The following is a 16,613-nucleotide window of genomic DNA, read 5'->3' on the forward strand; positions in this document are numbered from 1 at the left end:
CTCGCCACGACGCGGCAGCGGTGGCGATCGGAAGGCGCGCCCTGGGGCACCCGATCCGGCGACGGACGGCACCGCCCCCGCACGACCAGAGCGATCGTGCGGGGCATCGGACCGTCCAGGCCCGACCGGCCACCCCGGGGCGTGAGGAAACCCGCCCCCGCATCCCCGGACCACGCACACGATCCGTCGGCGCCGGAGGCGGAGCGAACGCGGGTGACCAGAGGGGGCACCTCCCAGCGGTAGCTGGGGGAGCCCAACACCGTCCGGGGCACCCGGCTGAGCACGAGTCCTGGAGCCAGGACTCACTACCGCTCAGTCTTTAGGAACGGTCAGGTGAAGAACCCTATGTAGGACGAGGCGAGGCTTGAGACCAGCCAGAACACTCCGAAGGCGATACCGATGATGATCAGTATCGCCAGTACTCTGTCCGTCTTGCGGACTGCGGTGAACGGATGTCGGGGTTCCGGGTCTTGTGAGCTCACTCGATCAACATACGGTAAGACGTCGATGCCTGTGGATACTTGTTAATGCTTCCGTAACCGCCTGGCTCCCCTGAGGTGCCAGGCCTTCAACGGCCAGCCCTCTCCGGCACGTCACTCCCCCTGTCGACGCTGCACTTCTGGGAGCGGCGCGGGCTGCTCCGGCCGTACCGACGTGGGGGCGCTGGTATGACTCCGATGAGGCAGCAGCGGGCGTAGCTCGACAGTGCCGGCGACTTCCTCCCCTATCTGCTCACCTGCCACCCCAGCGCAGGCCTGGAACAGTGCCGGCGCCGTTCAGCGCCGCCATCAAGACACAGCCCACCGCGCCCACCAGACAGCACAGCACCGTCGCCCGGTGGGCACCCAGCTGTATCCTCAGCGGCCGCGGCTGGGCAGGCGGTGACGTCGACGAGGCCCAACCCCCCGTCCAGCTCCGTCTGGGCGACGCGCCGCACGCGCCAGCGGGAGAAGGGTTCCGTACGGTGGTGGGGCAGACCCTCGCTGACGGGTGCTCCGCGCGGCGTTGAGTTCAGGACGCGTCAGCTGACGGCCACACGAAGGGCGCACGGCACAGAGACTAAATGCGCCGGTTGGTGAGTGGGTGCCCCCTTGTTCACAGCACTTGACAGTGCTGTCCTGAGACAGCACCAAACGTCTGTGTCTCAGCCAATCTCGCTGGTCGCCGCGTCGGGAGGAAGTGATCTTGACACTGGAGGGCGCAGCCCCGAATCACCCGTGCGGTCCTGAACGTGCTGGTTCTTGCCCTCCGTTACCCGGTGGCTGGCCCGTGCGCAGCTTCCTGGGCAGGCTGCGAGGCTGTGTCCGGGCAGAGATGCTCCAGCTCGGGACCCGCCGCCGCTTCTCGCCCGAGGAAATCCTCATCCAGGAGGGCGACCGTTCCCAGTACATGGTCTTGCTGCACTCCGGGTTCGCCAAGGTCACCGCTCAGACGGAGAACGGCCGTGAAGCCCTTCTGGCCATCCGGGCCGGCGGTGACATCGTGGGTGAGATGGCCGCCCTGGATGACGCTCCGAGATCGGCGACGGTCACCGCGTGTGGCGAGATTTCAGCCAGTGTCATGGAGTACGAGGATGTCCAGCGGTTCCTCCACCGCCATTCCGACGCCGCGATGACGCTCACCGGCATGGTCGTCGAGAAGCTGCGCTGGGCCAACCGCCGCCGGGTGGAGTACGGCGGGCTGCCCGTGAAGGCTCGTCTCGCGCGGGTGCTGTCGGAACTCGCGGTGTCGCACGGCCATCAGGTGCGCCGGAGTCTGGTCATCGGTGTCGCCCTGAGCCAGCCGGAACTGGCTGCCCTGACCGGCTCCTCGGAAGTCACCGTCCACAAGGCACTCAGAGAGTTACGCCAGGAAAGCCTGCTGGCCACCGGATATCGCCGCATCACGGTACTCGACTTGCCGGGACTCCGCCGGACCGCGGGCCTGTCCGACCCGCCGACCCGCCCTCCGCAGAAACCGTATTAATACGGCTTTCGCCCTGTTCTCCACGACCTGATTGCACAGTTGATGCCCGGCTCGCGGAAGCGAGCCACATCCGTCACTTCACCAGACAGGTGTCGCATGGCATCACAGGACATCATCACGCGCCATCTCTGCATGGCCGCTGACGTGGAGCGGTACAGCAGGCTCGACATCCCACAGCAGGAGCGGACTCAGGCCGAACTCGTCGGAGTGCTCGACAGAGCGGCGGCTCTGAGTAGCCTGGACAGGCTGTCCTGGAAGCGTCAGCCGCAGGGCGACCAGGAGTTCGCCGTGCTGCCCGCCGGCACCTCAGAGCAGGTCGTGCTGGGCGAGTTCGTCAGGAATCTTACGGTCGCCCTCGGGGAGTGCAACGCTCATCGTCCGCGGAAGCAGCCGATGAGGCTTCGGCTGGCCGTAGATCTCGGGGTGGCGAGGACCGCTGCGCTCGGGCACAGCGGCTCCGCGCCCATAGCCGTCGCCCGCTACCTCAACGCGCCACCGCTGAAGTCCGTGCTGAGCGGGACCCTCACCACGAACCTGGCCGTCATCGTCTCGGACCGGCTCTACCAGGACGTCATCCAGCACCACAGCCACGGACTGGACCCGGACCAGTACCTCAAGGTGCACGTGGAGCATGACGAGTTCGCCGGATACGGCTGGATTCAGATCCCCGAGCACAGTACGGCCGAGATCCGGGGCCTCACCCTGAACAGTCGCCCGACGGCGAGCCTGGCGGACGGAAAGCGGGAGGACCCCAGCATGAACGCGCCCGAAGCAATTGCGACGCTGGCCGGTAGTGCCGTCGTGGCAGCCATGGCCACTGACGCCTGGTCTTTCGTACGGAACCGGTGCGCTGCTCTCCTCGGCCGTCACGCGCCCGAGGAGCGGCAGACCGTCCTGGATCTGTTCGACGGCTTCGACCGGTGCCTTGCGGCTGTGGAGGGCGGCCAGCACGGCAGCCTGGCCGCCGTGTTCGAAGCCCAGGCCGCCACCGCGCTGGCACGCATCGCGGCGCTCTCCGATGAAGCGGCCGACGAGGTACGCACTCTCGGCGAGGCGGCGGAGTCCGCGCGTACGGAGAGCACGCCCCGGAGCACCATCAGCATCCGCGACGTGCGGGCCAAGGGGGACTTCATCCTGGGCGGCCGCGACACCAACGTGTACAAGGGAGGACAGCGATGAACTTCGACGGTGATCGCCCCGAGAGCTTCGAAGAGGCGATGAACCCGGGGATCTCGGTTGACCACTCGTCCGTGGGACGGGATCTGGTGGTGGCGCGCGGCGACGTCACCATCAGGAACATCGTCTCGGGCCTCGCCCTGCTGCGTCCACACCCCGTCGACCGCGGCCTCATCCTCCGCGAGCCACTCTTCGTCCGACCGCTCATGAGGTTCGGTGGGCCGGCACCAGAGCCGTTTCCTGTTGCCGACCCGCTCGACGGCAGCGTCATCGCACTCCTGGGCAAGGAGTCCTCGGGCCGCCGCACTGCGGCACTCGAGCTGCTCGATGCCGCCGTGGCCGACAAGGACAGCGAAATATTCGAGCTGTACCCGGACTGGGAGAAGCCCGACGCCGACCGCATCCCCTGCGAGTCCGACACCGGGTACCTTCTCAGCCTCGCCGGGGTCAAGGACCCGCTCGACAGGGAGTTCCACGACCGGCTCGCCGAATACGCCATGCGGGCCCACAGCGCCAACACCCGCCTGATCGTCGTCGCCACCCCGCGTGTCTGGAACAGCGCCGCCATGAACACCCGGACCTCACCGGTCGGGGTCATGGAGATGGACCCGCCCTCCGCGCTGAAGGTCGCCCGTCGACGGATCGAGGACCGCCCCGAGCGTGCCGGACGCACGTCATGGCTTACGGACGAGTCCACCGTGTTCGCAGGTCTGCTGCGCGGCGACGAGCCGCCTGCCGAGGCCGTACACCTGGCCCATGTGGTCCTGCGTGCGGAGGGTCCCCAGGACAAGGACGCGCTCGATGAGTTCAAGGGCTGGAAGCACAAACTCACCGACTGGTTCGGCTCCACCGACCAGGAGGCGCCGGAGCGCCGGGCCCTCCAGATTGCCGCCGCTTTCCTCGACGGCGCGCGGGTCCGCACCGTCCTGGACGCCGCTGACGCCCTCCTGGCCGATCCGGATATCCACTGGCCGGTGCAGCAAGGCGGTCCGCTGGGAGGTGCGGGCGGCAGCCAACGCTGCTCCGACGCCGACCTGGACTATGCGCCGGACGGCACCGTCTCCATCACCAAGCATCGCCCGGGCATAGACCGGGCACTGCTCGGTCATGTCTGGCGGGAGCGGCCGCAGCTCGTGCCCGTCCTCACCCGCTGGCTCTCGGCGATCAGCCAGCCGCAGGGCATCGCGGACGCCTGCCTCCCCAGGCTGGCCGAGATCCTGACGACGCTGGCCGAGTCCGAAGGAGCAGATGTCGTCCTCGACTTGACGCAGGACTGGCTGCGCAAGGGCAGTGACCGCTACTCGCGGCTTGTGGTCGACGTGATGGACCACCTCGCCGTCCATCCCGTTCTGGGACCGGAAGTCCGACGGGACCTCGCCGGGTGGGCTCAGGGCACCAACACGCCCGAACGCCAGTTGGCCGTCGCAAAGGTGTGCGGGAGGAAGCTGGTACGCGAGTACACGAGCGTCGCCCTTACCAGGCTGAAGTACGTCCTGGAAAGCAGCTGGAAGAAGAAGGAGCGGACAGCTGACGACGAGAAGGTACGCACGGCAGCGCTCAGCACGCTGAAGTCCCTGCTGGGCGACACCGATCTCTCGGCACGGGTGCTGAAGACGCTCGTCGACTGGACCATCCCGGAGAAGAACGCATCGGAGAAGGGCGAGTTCAGCCGCACCGCCTTCCTCGACGTGTTCGCGCTGGACGACACCGAATGCGCCACCTCGCCGGTCCCCTTCCTCCTCACCGCCGAAGCGGAGCACGGCGAGGCCGTCCGGGAGTTGCTCCGCGAGGGCTGGCAGGCCACATGGCAGTCTCCTGAACTACGCGAGCGCGCGTCTGAGGTGCTCGGTCAGTGGTGCGACGCGGCCGAGGCCGGTGAGCTGCCCGGAGATGCCGTGGAAGAAGTCGTCGCCGTCATCTTCTCGGCCCAGGCCGACGTGCTGGGCGGTGAACTCAACAGGCTCATCGGCGGCACGGCTCCGTTCCGCGCCCAGCTGCGTACGCGGCTCTTCCAGGTCGTCCGGGAGACGGCGGCCCGCCGGGCGGCGTCCAGCGCTCACGGCGCCGCATGAGGCCGCGTCTCTTCCGTCGGCGCGACGCGGGCCCTGCCCGGCAGGAGACCCGCCCCTTCGGCAGGACGTTCTCCGCTCAGCTGCCCAGCGCGGACCATGGTCTCTACTTCGACGTGCGTATCGCCTACGACTGGACAGCTGAGTCGTCACGGCAGGTTCCGCTCCTCAACGGCGACGCCGTGGCGCGATCACTGCTGACGGACCATGCCGGAGAAGCCCTGCGCACATACCCCATCCTCATGGCCGACACCGCGGAGACCGCCGTCAACCGCGTGCTCAGCGAGGAGATCCGTGACGATCAGAGGCTGTGCGTGACCGGCCGGGGCACCGTGGTCGTCACGGAGGCCACACTGCTGGCCGCTCGCCGCCGAAGCGAGGCCGCCGAGCGGTACCGCGTCGAGGAGGCAGCCCACGTGGCACGCCTGGAAGGGCTCCGGGACCTCCTGCTCGACGGCGGACTCGGCCTGGTGTGGTGGATCGACAGGTACGCGGACCTGCAGTTCTCGGCCGGAAACCCGAAGGTCAAGACCGAGTCGGTCCTGGGTGCCTTCCAGCTCGTCACCGATGCCCTGCGGGCCGATGCAGCCTCCGGCCAGCACGACGAGGACGCCCTGATGAGAGCCCGGGTCGAGGAACTGCTCGGTGCCTTTCACGACCCGAGCACAAGGCTGCGCGCGATGGATCTCCTGGAGAGCGTCCTGAACCTTCTCGCGCCCGAGCCGGCGGCCTCGAAACGGGTGGAGGCAGAGCGGAAGATCCCGGTACCGGCATCCGAACCACCTTGATCTCCCGCGCCGTGAGGTGAGTAACTGTTCGCCGAATGCCGTGTGTTTCTGGAGGAACTCCCGTGGTCGAACCAGAGGTGGCGGGTGGCTTTCCGTATGTGTCGAAGGGTGGCGTTGGGGGCGGGCGGGGCGTCGGTGCGGGTGTTGACGCGGTACGCGGATGTGCACGCGATGCTGTCCGATCCGCGCTTCTCGCGGGAGCCGGTCGATACGGGCGAACAGCACGAGCTATGGCGGCGCTTGCTGGGCCGGGTGCTGACGGGGAAGCAGGCGGCGGCGTTGCGGCCGCGGATCGCCACCATCGGGCATGGCCTAGTGGACGTGATGGCGGCCCGGCCGAAGCCGCGGATCTCATGGTGGAGTTCGCGGATCCGCTGCCGGTGCGGGTCATCGGCGCCCTGCTGGGCGTGCCGGAGGGGGACTGGGAGCGCTTCGCGTACAGGTCGGGCACCCTGTTCCGTCCGGAGCGGCACAACGAGCGGGAGACGCGTACGGCGCAGGGGGATCTGGGGGCGTATCTGGGCGAGCATGTGGGCTGTAAGCGGTCTGAACCGGGGGACGATCTGATCAGTCAGGTCATCGCGATCACCGACGCCACCGGTCGCAGTCTCCCCGATGAGATCCTGGTGCGGATCGCGCGGGGGGTGATGGTGTCCGGGCATGAGACGACGTCCAGCGCGATCGGGAAGCTGTTGCTGCCCGTCGACGTCAACCGGGCGCCGGGCATGCCGCGTTACCTCATGGAGGACGTCGAGCTGGGCGGTGAGGTGATTCCGAAGGGCAGCACGACCCTCTCGGTCATCGACGCCGCCAACCGCGACGAGCGGATGTTCCCCGACCCGGACGCGCTGGATCTGGGCCGGTCCCCAACCGGCACATCGACTTCGGCGCGGGCTCGCACTCCTGCGTGGGCCAGGTGCTGGCCCGCGGGCGGCTTCGAGCGGGTTCCGGTGGGGTGGTAGCCGGAAGCGGCAGCCGGAAAAACGTACCGGCGCTGGACCTTTTTCCCGTACATGGTGGATGATCCACCTCGATCAGCGGGATCAAGCAGGGTCCAGGGGGATCCAGGGGGAGGACATGGCCGTGGTCAGAGAACAAGTGGTGAGCGAACGAACGGGCGGGGTGCGTTCGCCCCGTACCCTCGCCGTCGCTTCGGCGGTGCTTACGGGGACGATGGCGCTGTACATCGCGCTCGTGGCGTTCGGCAACATCACCGACTTCGGCACCAACCAGCAGTTCGTGCGGCATGTCCTGGCGATGGACACGACGTTCAAGGACGAGGACCTGATGTGGCGGGCGATCGAGTCCACCGCGCTTCAGGACGCCGCCTACATCGCCATCATCGCGTGGGAGACCCTGGCCGCCGTCGTCCTCATCGCCGCGACGGCGCTGTGGTGCATGAGCCTGCGGGCGGGCGGCGAGGTCGTCCGCCGCGCCCGCCGCGCGGGCACGGTGGGGCTGTTGATGCTGATGCTGCTGTTCGGTGCCGGGTTCATCGCGATCGGCGGTGAGTGGTTCTCCATGTGGCAGTCGAAGTCGTGGAACGGGCTGGACGCCGCCACGCGCGTCTTCCTGCTCTCCGGCCTCGTCCTGGTGCTCACGCACCTGCCCTCCGCCGCCGAGCGGGCGGAACCGGGCTCCGAGGGCTGACCGGAGTGACCGGAGCGCGGCGGCGGGGGAACGCCCGCCGCCGCCCAGGGTGCCGCGGATTCAGCGGAGTTGGTCGAACGTCCCGGCCGCGGTGAACGCGTCGTTGATCGGCGTGAGGAGCGAGGCGAGGCGGCGGGCACCCTCATCGCCGATCGGCGCCCAGAGCGCGGCGCACAGTTCGTCGGTCTCGACCTCGATCCGCTCACGCGCCGCGGTGCCCTCGTCGGTGACGGCGCCGTCGGTGCCGATCCAGCCGCGCGCGACGAGACGTGCCGTCGCCGCGTCCCACTCCTCGTCGTCCCACTGGCGGGTCGCCCGCCCGAGCGCCATCGGCATGCGGCCCGTGGCGGCCTGCAGGACGGTACAGTCGGCCGGTCCGAGGTGGTGGGCGCCGAGCACGACGAGATGCGCGTCGCCACGCCACTCGCGCGCCACCGTGACCTGCTGCCACAGCGCGGTGAGCGGATCGGACGGGAGCGCGACCGACGCGTTCGCGGCGGCCAGGGTCTTGCCCGCGTAGTCGGCCCCGGCGACGACCGGGTCTATCAGCGACCGCGCCTCCGCGATCTCTTCGTCCGTGAGCTTCGCCCCGACGCGCCGCAGCGCACGTTCGGCGCTGGCGAAGCGGGCGGCCTGCCACTGCTCGGGCGAGGCCGCGTCCCACACACCGATCATGGACCGCACCGCACGCGGGCTGAAGTTGTAGAAGGTCGCGAGCGCGACCTGCCACGGAACCGCGCCCATCGGCGCCGAGCGGAACGCGAAGTACGCCGGTCCGCGCTCGGTGACGCCGAACGTGGCGGCCTCCTCCGCGGCCTCGGGGACGAAGTAGATGAATCCGTGGGTCCGGTTGATGGCGAGGCTGACCTCGCGAACGGCGCTCATGCGGTTGTTCTCCCGGAGAGTTGAGGAATCGTCAGTTGATACTGACGAGCAGTCATCGACCCTAGCAACAATAATCGATTATCGCGCCCCACCGTCTATGCTGGAGAGATGCCAGAGAAGATGCTTTCCGAGCAGGTCTACACCTGCCTGCGGGACGCGATCATGCGGGGGGAATACGCCCCCGGCGAGGCCCTCAAGCCGCAGGACCTGGCCAGGGAGCAAGGCGTGAGCCTGGCCGTCGTGCGCGAGGCGCTGGTGCGGGTGGTCGGCGACGGCCTCGCCGACCGGCTGCACAACCGCGGCTTCGCCGTGCCCGCCCTCACCCATCAGTGCTGGCAGGAGATCACCGAGGCGCGGCGCACGATCGAGCCGGTCGTGCTGCGCCTGTCAGTCGAGCGCGGCGACGTCGACTGGGAGGCGCGGGTACGGGCCGCCCACCACCGGCTGGCCCGCACCCCGGCGTACCGGCCGGACCAGGGCACGTACTACTGCGAAGCCTGGTCCGAGGCGCATCGGGTCTTCCACCGGACGCTGCTGGAGGGCTGCGGCAACCCCGTGCTGCTGGAGACCTTCGACCGGATGTGGACGGCGAGCGAGCTGGCCCGCCGCTGGTCGGCCCACCGCGACCCCGGCCGGGACGGCGCCGACGAGCACCGGCGGCTGGAGGAGGCGGCGCTGGCCCGCGACGCCGACGCCGCGGCCGCGCTGCTCGTCCAGCACCTCACCCTGACCGCGGCCGCGCTGACCGACGTTCCCTAGCTGCCCATCCAGCGCTCCAGGCCCGCCGCGTCCAGCGGCAGGTCCGCCGAGAGCACCTCGGAGCCGTCCGGGGTCACCAGGATGTCGTCCTCGATGCGTATCCCGATGCCGCGCAGCTCCGGCGGGGCCTTCAGGTCGTGGGCGTGGAAGTACAGTCCGGGCTCCACGGTGAGCACCATGCCGGGGGTCATCTCGGCGCCCTGGTACGCCTCGTACGAGGACTGGGCGCAGTCGTGCACATCGAGGCCGAGGTGGTGGCCGATGCCGCAGACCAGCCAGCGGCGGTGGTGCTGGCCACGGTCCGACAGGGCCTCGTCCACGGAGACCGGGAGCAGCCCCCAGTCGTGGAGGCCGTGCGCGATGACCTCCATCGCGGCGTGGTGGAAGTCGGTGAAGCGCGCCCCGGGGCGCACCTGGGCGAGCGCCGCGCGGTGGGCCTTCTCGACGAGGTCGTGGACCTGGGTCTGTGCGGCGGAGAAGCGGCCGGAGGCGGGGAAGGTGCGGGTGACGTCGGCGGTGTAGAGGTCGCGGGTCTCGACGCCCATGTCGAGCAGGACCACGTCGTCCGGGCGCACCGGGCCGTCGCACCGCACCCAGTGCAGGGTGGGGGCGTGGGCTCCGCTGCCGACGATCGTGGCGTAGCCGGGTCCGTTGCCGTAGGTGCGGGCGTGGCGTTCGAAGGTGCCCTGGAGCCAGCGCTCGCCGGGGCCTTCCAGGGCGGTGGGGAACTCCCGTACGACGGCGGCGAATCCGGAGACGGTGTGGTCCACGGCCTCGCGGAGCCGGGCGATCTCCCAGTCGTCCTTGATCATGCGCAACTCGGCGAGGGCGCGCTCCAGTTCGCCCGAGGGCTTGTGGCGGTCGGCGGTGAGGGGTCCGGTGCCGGGCGCGCCGGTGATCAGCGGGTCGGTGAGCCCGGTCAGCGCGGCCCCCAGCTCGCCGGACGGACGCACCTCCAGCTGCAGCGCGTCCGCCCAGTCGGCGGGGCCGGGCGCGCCGCCGACCCACAGCTCGCCGTGGGCGGCGTCGGAGAAGAACCCCGGCTCACCGGGCCGGGCCGGGGGCGGCAGATACAGCGCCGCGTCGTGGCCCGCGCCCGAGGGCCGCAGGACGAGGACGGCGTCCTCGGCCGCGCAGCCGGTGAGCCAGACGAAGTTGCTGTCCGGGCGGAAGTCGTAGCGGGTGTCGTTGCTGCGTACGGGGGCACTGCCCGAGCCGACGACGACGGCCCGCCCGGGGAACAGCGCCCCAAGCCGCTCACGATGCGCGGCGGCGGCCGTGGCCGCGCCGGGGGTGGTGCGCGGCGTACGGTCGGGAATGGCCCAGCCCTGCCCCATGTACGCGGCGAACCCGGGGAGTTCGGCCAGCCGAGGCAGGCGGGGATCCGGTCCGGCGGGAACGGGTCCGGACCGGCCGGGTGTGGGGATCGTCCGGTGAGGGTCACGGTCGGGGTCAGCCATGGGTGGTGCCTCCTTGATCACTCGCTCGGTCGTCACCGGTACGGTGCGCCGCTGTGTAGTTGCCAAGCCGGTCCGCCGCGCGGAGGTTGCCCGGCAGCCCCGCCGCGCAGCCGCCACCGGGACGGTCCGCCGCTGGGCAGTCGCCCAGCCGCTCCGCCGCGCAGCCGTCACCCGACCGGCCCCCCGCCCGGGGACTACCCGGACGGCCCGCCACACGGCAGCTCGCCCGGCTGTCCCACCTCCCAACCGTCGCCCCACAGACCCCCCGCGCGGCCGTCGCTCCACCGATCCGCCGCGCAGCCGTCACCGGGACGGTCCGCCGCTGGGCAGTTGCCCGGCAGCCCCGCCGCGCGGCCGTCACCGGGGCGGTCCGTCGCCCGGCTGGGGCTTCGCTGGGTTTCGGGGCGCGGCCGTCCGGGCGCGGCGGGTTCGGTCCCACTCTGGGTTGATGCGGGGGATCGCGGACAGCAGGGTGCGGGTGTACGGGGCCTTCGGGGCGGCGAAGACCTGTGCGCAGGGGCCCGATTCGACGATGCGGCCCTCGCTCATCACCGCCACCCGGTGCGCGATGCGGCGCACCACGGCGAGGTCGTGGGCGATGAAGAGGTACGCGTAGCCGCTCTCGCGCTGGAGCCGCCGCAGCAGGTCGAGCACCTGGGCCCGGACCGAGACGTCCAGCGCGGAGACGGCCTCGTCGCAGATGACGAGCCTCGGGTCCACGGCGAGCGCGCGGGCGATGCCGATGCGCTGGGCCTGGCCGCCGGAGAACTGCGCGGGGTAGCGCTGGGAGTGGTCGGGGTCGAGGCCGACCCGTTCCATCAGCTCCTTGGTGAGCGCGCGCCTGCCGCCCCTGGGGGCGATGCCCTGGTAGTCCAGCGGCGCCATCAGGATGCGTTCCACGGTGTGGCGCGGGTTCAGCGAGGAGTACGGGTCCTGGAAGACGACCTGTACGTCCTTACGGAACCGGGCGAGGGCGGGCCCCTTGGCGCGGGTGACGTCCTCGCCCGCGAACTCCAGGCCGCCGCCCGTCGGTTCCATCAGCTTCGCCGCCATCCGGGCCGTGGTGGACTTCCCGCTACCGGACTCGCCGACGACGGCGAGGGTCTCCCCCGCGCGGATGTCGAAGCTGACCCGGTCGACGGCGGTGAACGCGTGCCGCCCGCCAAAGCCTCGGCGACCGGTGAAGGTCTTGGTCAGCTCATGGGCTCGCAGCAGCGGCTCCCCCGGGTGCGCGCTCACAGCGGGGCCTCCGTGTCGTCGTCTATGCGCGGCACGCTCTCCAGCAGCGCCCGCGTATACGGATGGTGGGGATCGGAGAAGACCCGTTCCGCCTCCCCGTACTCGACCGGGTCGCCCTCGCGCATCACCAGGATCCGCCGCGCGAGGGAGCTGACGACGGCCAGGTCGTGGGTGATGAAGACCATCCCGGTGCCAGTCCGCTCCTGGAGCCCGGCGAGCAGCCGCAGGATCTGGGCCTGGACGGTGACGTCGAGCGCGGTCGTCGGCTCGTCCGCGATCAGCAGGGACGGGGAGCAGACGAGCGCCATGGCGATCATGACGCGCTGGCGCTGCCCGCCGGAGAACTGGTGCGGGTAGTGGCCCGCCCGCCGCTCGGGCTCGGCGATGCCCACCCGCGTCAGCGCCTCGGCGGCCACGGCGCGGGCGGCCTTCCGGGAGCCGCCGCGGTGGGCCCGGTAGGCCTCCTCGATCTGGAGGCCCACCGTGTAGTAGGGGTTGAGCGAGGACAGCGGGTCCTGGAACACCATGGAGATCCCGTCGCCCCGGATCCGGCGCAGCTCGCGGTCGGGGCGGCCGAGCAGTTCCTCGCCGTCGAGGCGGACGCTGCCGGTGGTTCTCGCGCCGCGCGGCAGCAGCCCCATGATGGCGAGGCTGGTCATGGACTTGCCGGAGCCCGATTCCCCGACGATGCCGATGGTGTCGTTCCTGCCGACGGTGAAGGAGACGCCCTTGACGACGTCCACCGGGCCACGGCTGGTGGGCAGGGTGACGGTGAGATCGTCCACTACGAGGAGCCCCGGTGGCGCGCTCATCGGATCCTCACTCTCGGGTCGAGGGCGGTGTAGACGAGGTCCACGACTACGTTGCCGACCACCACGAAGAAGGCCGCCAGCAGCGTGACCGCCATGATCACCGGCTGGTCGTTCTTGGCGATGGAGTCGGCGGCCAGCTTCCCGATGCCGCCGAGGCCGAAGACGGTCTCGGTGATGAGGGCGCCGCCGAGCAGCCCGGCGAAGTCCATCCCGAAGAGGGTGGTGACGGGGGTGAGCGCGGGCCGGAGCGCGTGGCGGCGCAGCACAAGCGGCCTGCTCAGCCCCTTGGCCCGGGCGGTGCGCAGGAAGTTCTCGGACAGCGTCTCGATCACATGGGTCCGGGTCAGCCGCGCGTACAGGCAGGCGTATCCGGCTGCGAGCACCATCCACGGCATCAGGTACGACTGGAACCACCGCGCCGGATCGTCCGAGAAGGCGACGGCCGAGGGGAACGGCAGCCATTCGAGCTTGACGACCAGCACGTACTGAAGCACCAGCGCCAGCACATAGTTCGGGACGCTGATCCCGCCGAGGGCCAGGGCCATCGCGCCGCGATCCCACCAGCTCCCCTGCCGGACGGCGCTGAGCAGCCCGGCGGCCACCCCGACGAGCAGCCACAGCAGCGCGGCGCCGATGGCCAGGGTGGCGCTGACCGGCAGCCGTGCGGTGATCATGGACCAGACGGATTCGTCGGTCTGGAAGCTGTAGCCGAGGCAGGGCGCCGGGCAGTGGACGAGCGTGGCACCCGAGCCGTAGTCCCGGCCCGCGAAGAGCCCGCCGAGGAACGCCCCGAACTGGCTGAGGAACGGCCGGTCGAGGCCAAGGGCCGCGCGGATGGCGTCGATCCGCTCCTCGGTGCAGGTCTTGCCGCAGATCATCACCGCCGGGTCGGGCGAGAGCTGGAAGAAGATGAGGTAGGTGAAGAGGCAGACGGCGAAGAGGATGAGGACGACTCCGGCGAGCCGTCCGAGGAGGTAGCGGAGCATCAGGCGGCGGCCTCCCCTTCGTCGATCGCATGCCGCAGCCGGTCCCCGAGGACGGTGAGCGACAGCACGGTGAGGAAGAGGAACGTGCCCGGGATCACGAAGTACATCGGGTCGACCTGGTACCAGCTCACCGAGTTCGCGATCATCTGGCCCCAGGACGGGGTGGGCGGGGTGAGGCCGACGCCGAGGAAGGACAGCCCGGCCTCGGTGCCGATGTAGCCGGGCACGGCGAGCGTGGCCATGACGGTGATCGGGCCGCGCAGATTGGGCAGGATCTCGCGGAACACCAGGTCACGGTCGCGGGCGCCCGACGCCCTGGCCGCCTCCACGAACTCCCGGCTCGCCAGCGCCATCGTCTGCCCCCGGATGACGCGGGCGAGATACGGCCAGCCGAAGCCGCTGATGACCACCACCAGCAGCACCGGCCGGTTCCCGGAGGGCAGGGAGGACAGGATCGCGATCATGAAGATCAGCGCGGGGAACGCCATGAGGAAGTCCATGAGCCGGGAGATCACCTGGTCCACCCACCCCCGGTAGAACCCGGCGAGCATCCCGAGGACCACGCCGAGCACCCCGGTGAGCAGGGTGCAGGAGAGCGCGATCAGCAGGGACACCCGGGCGCCGTGGACGATGCGGGCCAGGATGTCCCGGCCGTTCTGCGGTTCGACGCCCAGCAGATGGTCCGCGCCGATACCGCCGTACGAGCCCCTGGGCAGCCCGCCGAGGCCGGTGTCGACGGCGGCGGAGTCGAAGGCGTACGGGCCCCAGCCGGTCAGCGCGGTGATCAGCGGGGCGCCCAGGGCCATCAGGCAGAGCAGCCCCAGGAACCCGGCGGCGGCCACCGCCGCGCGGTCGCGCCGCAGGGCGCCGACGACGCGGCGGCCCGACGTCGGGGACGAAACGGACGCCAGGCCCTGCGCCTCGGCGTCCGGGAGCGGTGTGCCGACGAGGCTCATCAGGACTTGTCCGGGTCCGCGAGGCCGACGGAGACGAGGTCGATGCCGCCGGAGAAGCCCGCGTGGAGGTACGCCCCCGCGATGTTGCCGCCGACGACGCCGACGTACTTCTCGTACATCAGCGGCACGACCGGAGCGAGCTTCATGATCTGCTCGTCCAGCTCGCCGTAGGCCGTGTTCTGCTGGTCGAGGTCCTTCATGGCGGCGATCGCGTCGATCCGGTCGTTGACCGCCTTGTCGTCCAGTTGCGCCAGATTCTGGTTGCCCTTGGCGGAGATGTGCCGCCCGTCGAACAGCGGCGGCAGGAAGGTGGCGCCGGACGGCCAGTCCGGGCACCAGCCGGTGATCGCCGCGTCGTGCTGCTGGGACGGGGTGCCGATGGCCTCGTAGTAGGTGGCGGTGTCGATGGTGTTGAGCTTGACCTTGATCTTCAGCGGGGCCAGCGCCTGCTGGATCGCCACGCCCTGCTGCTGCATATACGGCTGGGAGCGGATGTCGAGGGTGAGGGTGAAGCCGCCCCGGGCGCCCGCCTCGCCGAGCAGCCGCCGCGCGGCCGCGAGGTCGCCCTTGCCGCCCTCGCTGGGGTACGGGTCGTAGCTCTTGCGGCCGACGACGGTCGGCGGCTGGATGGACGTGGCCTGCTGCGCCTTGGCCGTGCCGCCGACCGCGTCGACCTGGGTCGCCTTGTTGACCGCGTACGCGATGGCCTGGCGCACCTTCACCTGGTCGAGGGGTTTCTTGGTGGTGTTCAGGCCCAGGTAGGTGGTGCAGCCGGTGAGCCCGGAGAGGGTGCGCGCCCGCACCGCGGGGGTCTGGATCCGGGCGACGGTGGCGGGCTGGATGCCGGCCCCGCCCGCGAGGGCGCTGGCGTCGTCGCCCTGGTTCGCGATCATGCGCTCGTCGATCGTGGCGCCGTCCAGGCCGAAGGTCCACGCGAAGTGGTCGGGCAGGGCCTTGCGGACGGTGTCCGTGCCGGGGTCCCAGTGCTTGTTGCGGTCCAGCGTCAGCGAGGCGCCGCGCTTGTACGAGGCGACCTGGTACGGGCCGGAGGCGATGGGCGCGCGGTCGAACTCCCCCTTGCCGCCGGTGCCCTTGGGGAAGGGGGTGAACGTGGGCTGGGCGACGACGCTGCCGAAGTCCGCGTAGGGCTTCTTCAGATGGAAGACGATCGTCCGCGGGTCCGGGGTCTCGATCGTGGGCAGGTCGCCGGAGGCGTACGGGCCTTTGTAGCCGCTCGGGGCGTCGATGAGCTGCCTGGCGTACGGGGAGCCGATGCCGATCTCGGGGTCCCAGGCCCGCGAGACGCCGAACTTCACCTCCGCGCTGGTGATGGGGTCGCCGTTCTGGAAGCGGAGCCCCTTCTTCAGGGTGAACGTCCAGGTCTTGCCGCCCTGGGAGGGCGTGCCGGTGTCGGTGGCGAGGTCGGGGCGGATGGCCGTACCGGCCTTGCCGGGTGCCGCGCCCTGGGTGGTGAGGGTGCGGTAGATGAGGCGGTAGAAGTTGTTGACGCCGCCGTCGAAGCCACGGGCGGGGTCGAGGTGGGAGAACGCCACGTTGGTCAGGACGCGCACGGTGCCGCCCTTGGCCGCCTTGCCGCCGGGTCCGGCCGCGGAGGTGGCGCCTTGCGGACCGCCGCCGGAGCAGGCGACGAGTGCCAGGGCCAGCGATGAGGTCAGCGTGGCGATCCGGAGCGAGTGCGATCTATTCACTGTGCCTTCTTTCGGGGCTGGGCCTGACTGAGCTGGGCCACCGATGGGGCGCTGTGTGACATTGCACTGGTGCTCGTGACGGTAAGGGGCGGGCGGGGCGTTGCCAAGATGCCGTGCTGTGGCGCGAGTTGAAGCCCCCGGCACGCGCGGTGCCGGGGG

14 protein-coding genes and 1 pseudogene are annotated in these 16,613 nt (G+C 70.5%); 8 read left to right on the forward strand and 7 right to left on the reverse strand.

Annotated elements, in window-relative coordinates; translation table 11 throughout:
• The 7 genes and pseudogenes from ACWC5C_RS31280 to ACWC5C_RS31310 form a co-directional block, all read left to right on the forward strand.
• Positions 1-323 (forward strand): annotated as a pseudogene (locus ACWC5C_RS31280) (IS200/IS605 family accessory protein TnpB-related protein); the annotation flags it as partial.
• A gap of 946 nt (positions 324-1,269) precedes the next feature.
• The gene (locus ACWC5C_RS31285; protein ID WP_450880861.1) at positions 1,270-1,965 is read left to right on the forward strand and encodes a Crp/Fnr family transcriptional regulator; all 696 of its coding nucleotides are present in this window, start codon (positions 1,270-1,272) and stop codon (positions 1,963-1,965) included.
• 96 nt (positions 1,966-2,061) lie between these two features.
• Positions 2,062-3,144 (forward strand): hypothetical protein, encoded by a 1,083-nt coding sequence (locus ACWC5C_RS31290; RefSeq protein WP_450880863.1) that lies wholly within the window; start codon positions 2,062-2,064, stop codon positions 3,142-3,144.
• On the forward strand, positions 3,141-5,213 hold the full coding sequence (locus ACWC5C_RS31295; protein ID WP_450880864.1) for a hypothetical protein: 2,073 nt from the start codon (positions 3,141-3,143) through the stop codon (positions 5,211-5,213). Before ACWC5C_RS31290 ends, ACWC5C_RS31295 begins: the two co-directional genes overlap by 4 nt.
• Positions 5,210-5,998, forward strand: coding sequence for a hypothetical protein (locus ACWC5C_RS31300; protein WP_450880866.1), 789 nt, complete (start codon positions 5,210-5,212; stop codon positions 5,996-5,998). Before ACWC5C_RS31295 ends, ACWC5C_RS31300 begins: the two co-directional genes overlap by 4 nt.
• 353 nt (positions 5,999-6,351) lie before the next feature.
• On the forward strand, positions 6,352-6,960 hold the full coding sequence (locus ACWC5C_RS31305; protein WP_450880868.1) for a cytochrome P450: 609 nt from the start codon (positions 6,352-6,354) through the stop codon (positions 6,958-6,960).
• A gap of 115 nt (positions 6,961-7,075) precedes the next feature.
• On the forward strand, positions 7,076-7,648 hold the full coding sequence (locus ACWC5C_RS31310; RefSeq protein WP_450880870.1) for a DUF2165 domain-containing protein: 573 nt from the start codon (positions 7,076-7,078) through the stop codon (positions 7,646-7,648).
• Positions 7,649-7,708: 60 nt separating this feature from the next.
• Here the strand turns inward: ACWC5C_RS31310 and ACWC5C_RS31315 are convergent, their stop codons facing one another.
• Positions 7,709-8,533, reverse strand: a complete 825-nt coding sequence (locus ACWC5C_RS31315) for an SCO6745 family protein (protein ID WP_450880872.1) — start codon at positions 8,531-8,533, stop codon at positions 7,709-7,711.
• Positions 8,534-8,653: 120 nt separating this feature from the next.
• On the opposite strand from ACWC5C_RS31315, the gene ACWC5C_RS31320 reads away from it, so the two are divergent.
• Entirely contained in the window at positions 8,654-9,292 is a 639-nt protein-coding gene (locus ACWC5C_RS31320) for a GntR family transcriptional regulator (RefSeq protein ID WP_450881111.1), read from the forward strand.
• Here the strand turns inward: ACWC5C_RS31320 and ACWC5C_RS31325 are convergent.
• The 6 genes from ACWC5C_RS31325 to ACWC5C_RS31350 form a co-directional block, all read right to left on the reverse strand.
• Positions 9,289-10,752, reverse strand: coding sequence for an aminopeptidase P family protein (locus tag ACWC5C_RS31325; protein ID WP_450880874.1), 1,464 nt, complete (start codon positions 10,750-10,752; stop codon positions 9,289-9,291). The two genes, ACWC5C_RS31320 and ACWC5C_RS31325, sit on opposite strands and share 4 nt — an antisense overlap.
• A gap of 357 nt (positions 10,753-11,109) precedes the next feature.
• Positions 11,110-11,991: an ATP-binding cassette domain-containing protein gene (locus tag ACWC5C_RS31330; protein ID WP_450880876.1), complete on the reverse strand. Its 882-nt coding sequence runs from the start codon at positions 11,989-11,991 to the stop codon at positions 11,110-11,112.
• Positions 11,988-12,803: an ABC transporter ATP-binding protein gene (locus ACWC5C_RS31335; RefSeq protein ID WP_450880878.1), complete on the reverse strand. Its 816-nt coding sequence runs from the start codon at positions 12,801-12,803 to the stop codon at positions 11,988-11,990. Before ACWC5C_RS31335 ends, ACWC5C_RS31330 begins: the two co-directional genes overlap by 4 nt.
• The gene (locus ACWC5C_RS31340) at positions 12,800-13,789 is read right to left on the reverse strand and encodes an ABC transporter permease (protein WP_450880880.1); all 990 of its coding nucleotides are present in this window, start codon (positions 13,787-13,789) and stop codon (positions 12,800-12,802) included. Before ACWC5C_RS31340 ends, ACWC5C_RS31335 begins: the two co-directional genes overlap by 4 nt.
• The gene (locus tag ACWC5C_RS31345) at positions 13,789-14,745 is read right to left on the reverse strand and encodes an ABC transporter permease (RefSeq protein ID WP_450880882.1); all 957 of its coding nucleotides are present in this window, start codon (positions 14,743-14,745) and stop codon (positions 13,789-13,791) included. The genes ACWC5C_RS31340 and ACWC5C_RS31345 overlap by 1 nt, the downstream gene beginning before the upstream one ends.
• Positions 14,745-16,454 carry an ABC transporter substrate-binding protein gene (locus ACWC5C_RS31350; RefSeq protein ID WP_450880884.1) on the reverse strand — a complete coding sequence of 570 codons (1,710 nt, stop codon included), beginning with the start codon at positions 16,452-16,454 and terminating at the stop codon, positions 14,745-14,747. The genes ACWC5C_RS31345 and ACWC5C_RS31350 overlap by 1 nt, the downstream gene beginning before the upstream one ends.
• Positions 16,455-16,613 lie beyond the last annotated feature (159 nt).

The sequence above is a fragment of the Streptomyces sp. NPDC001700 genome (assembly GCF_053596435.1).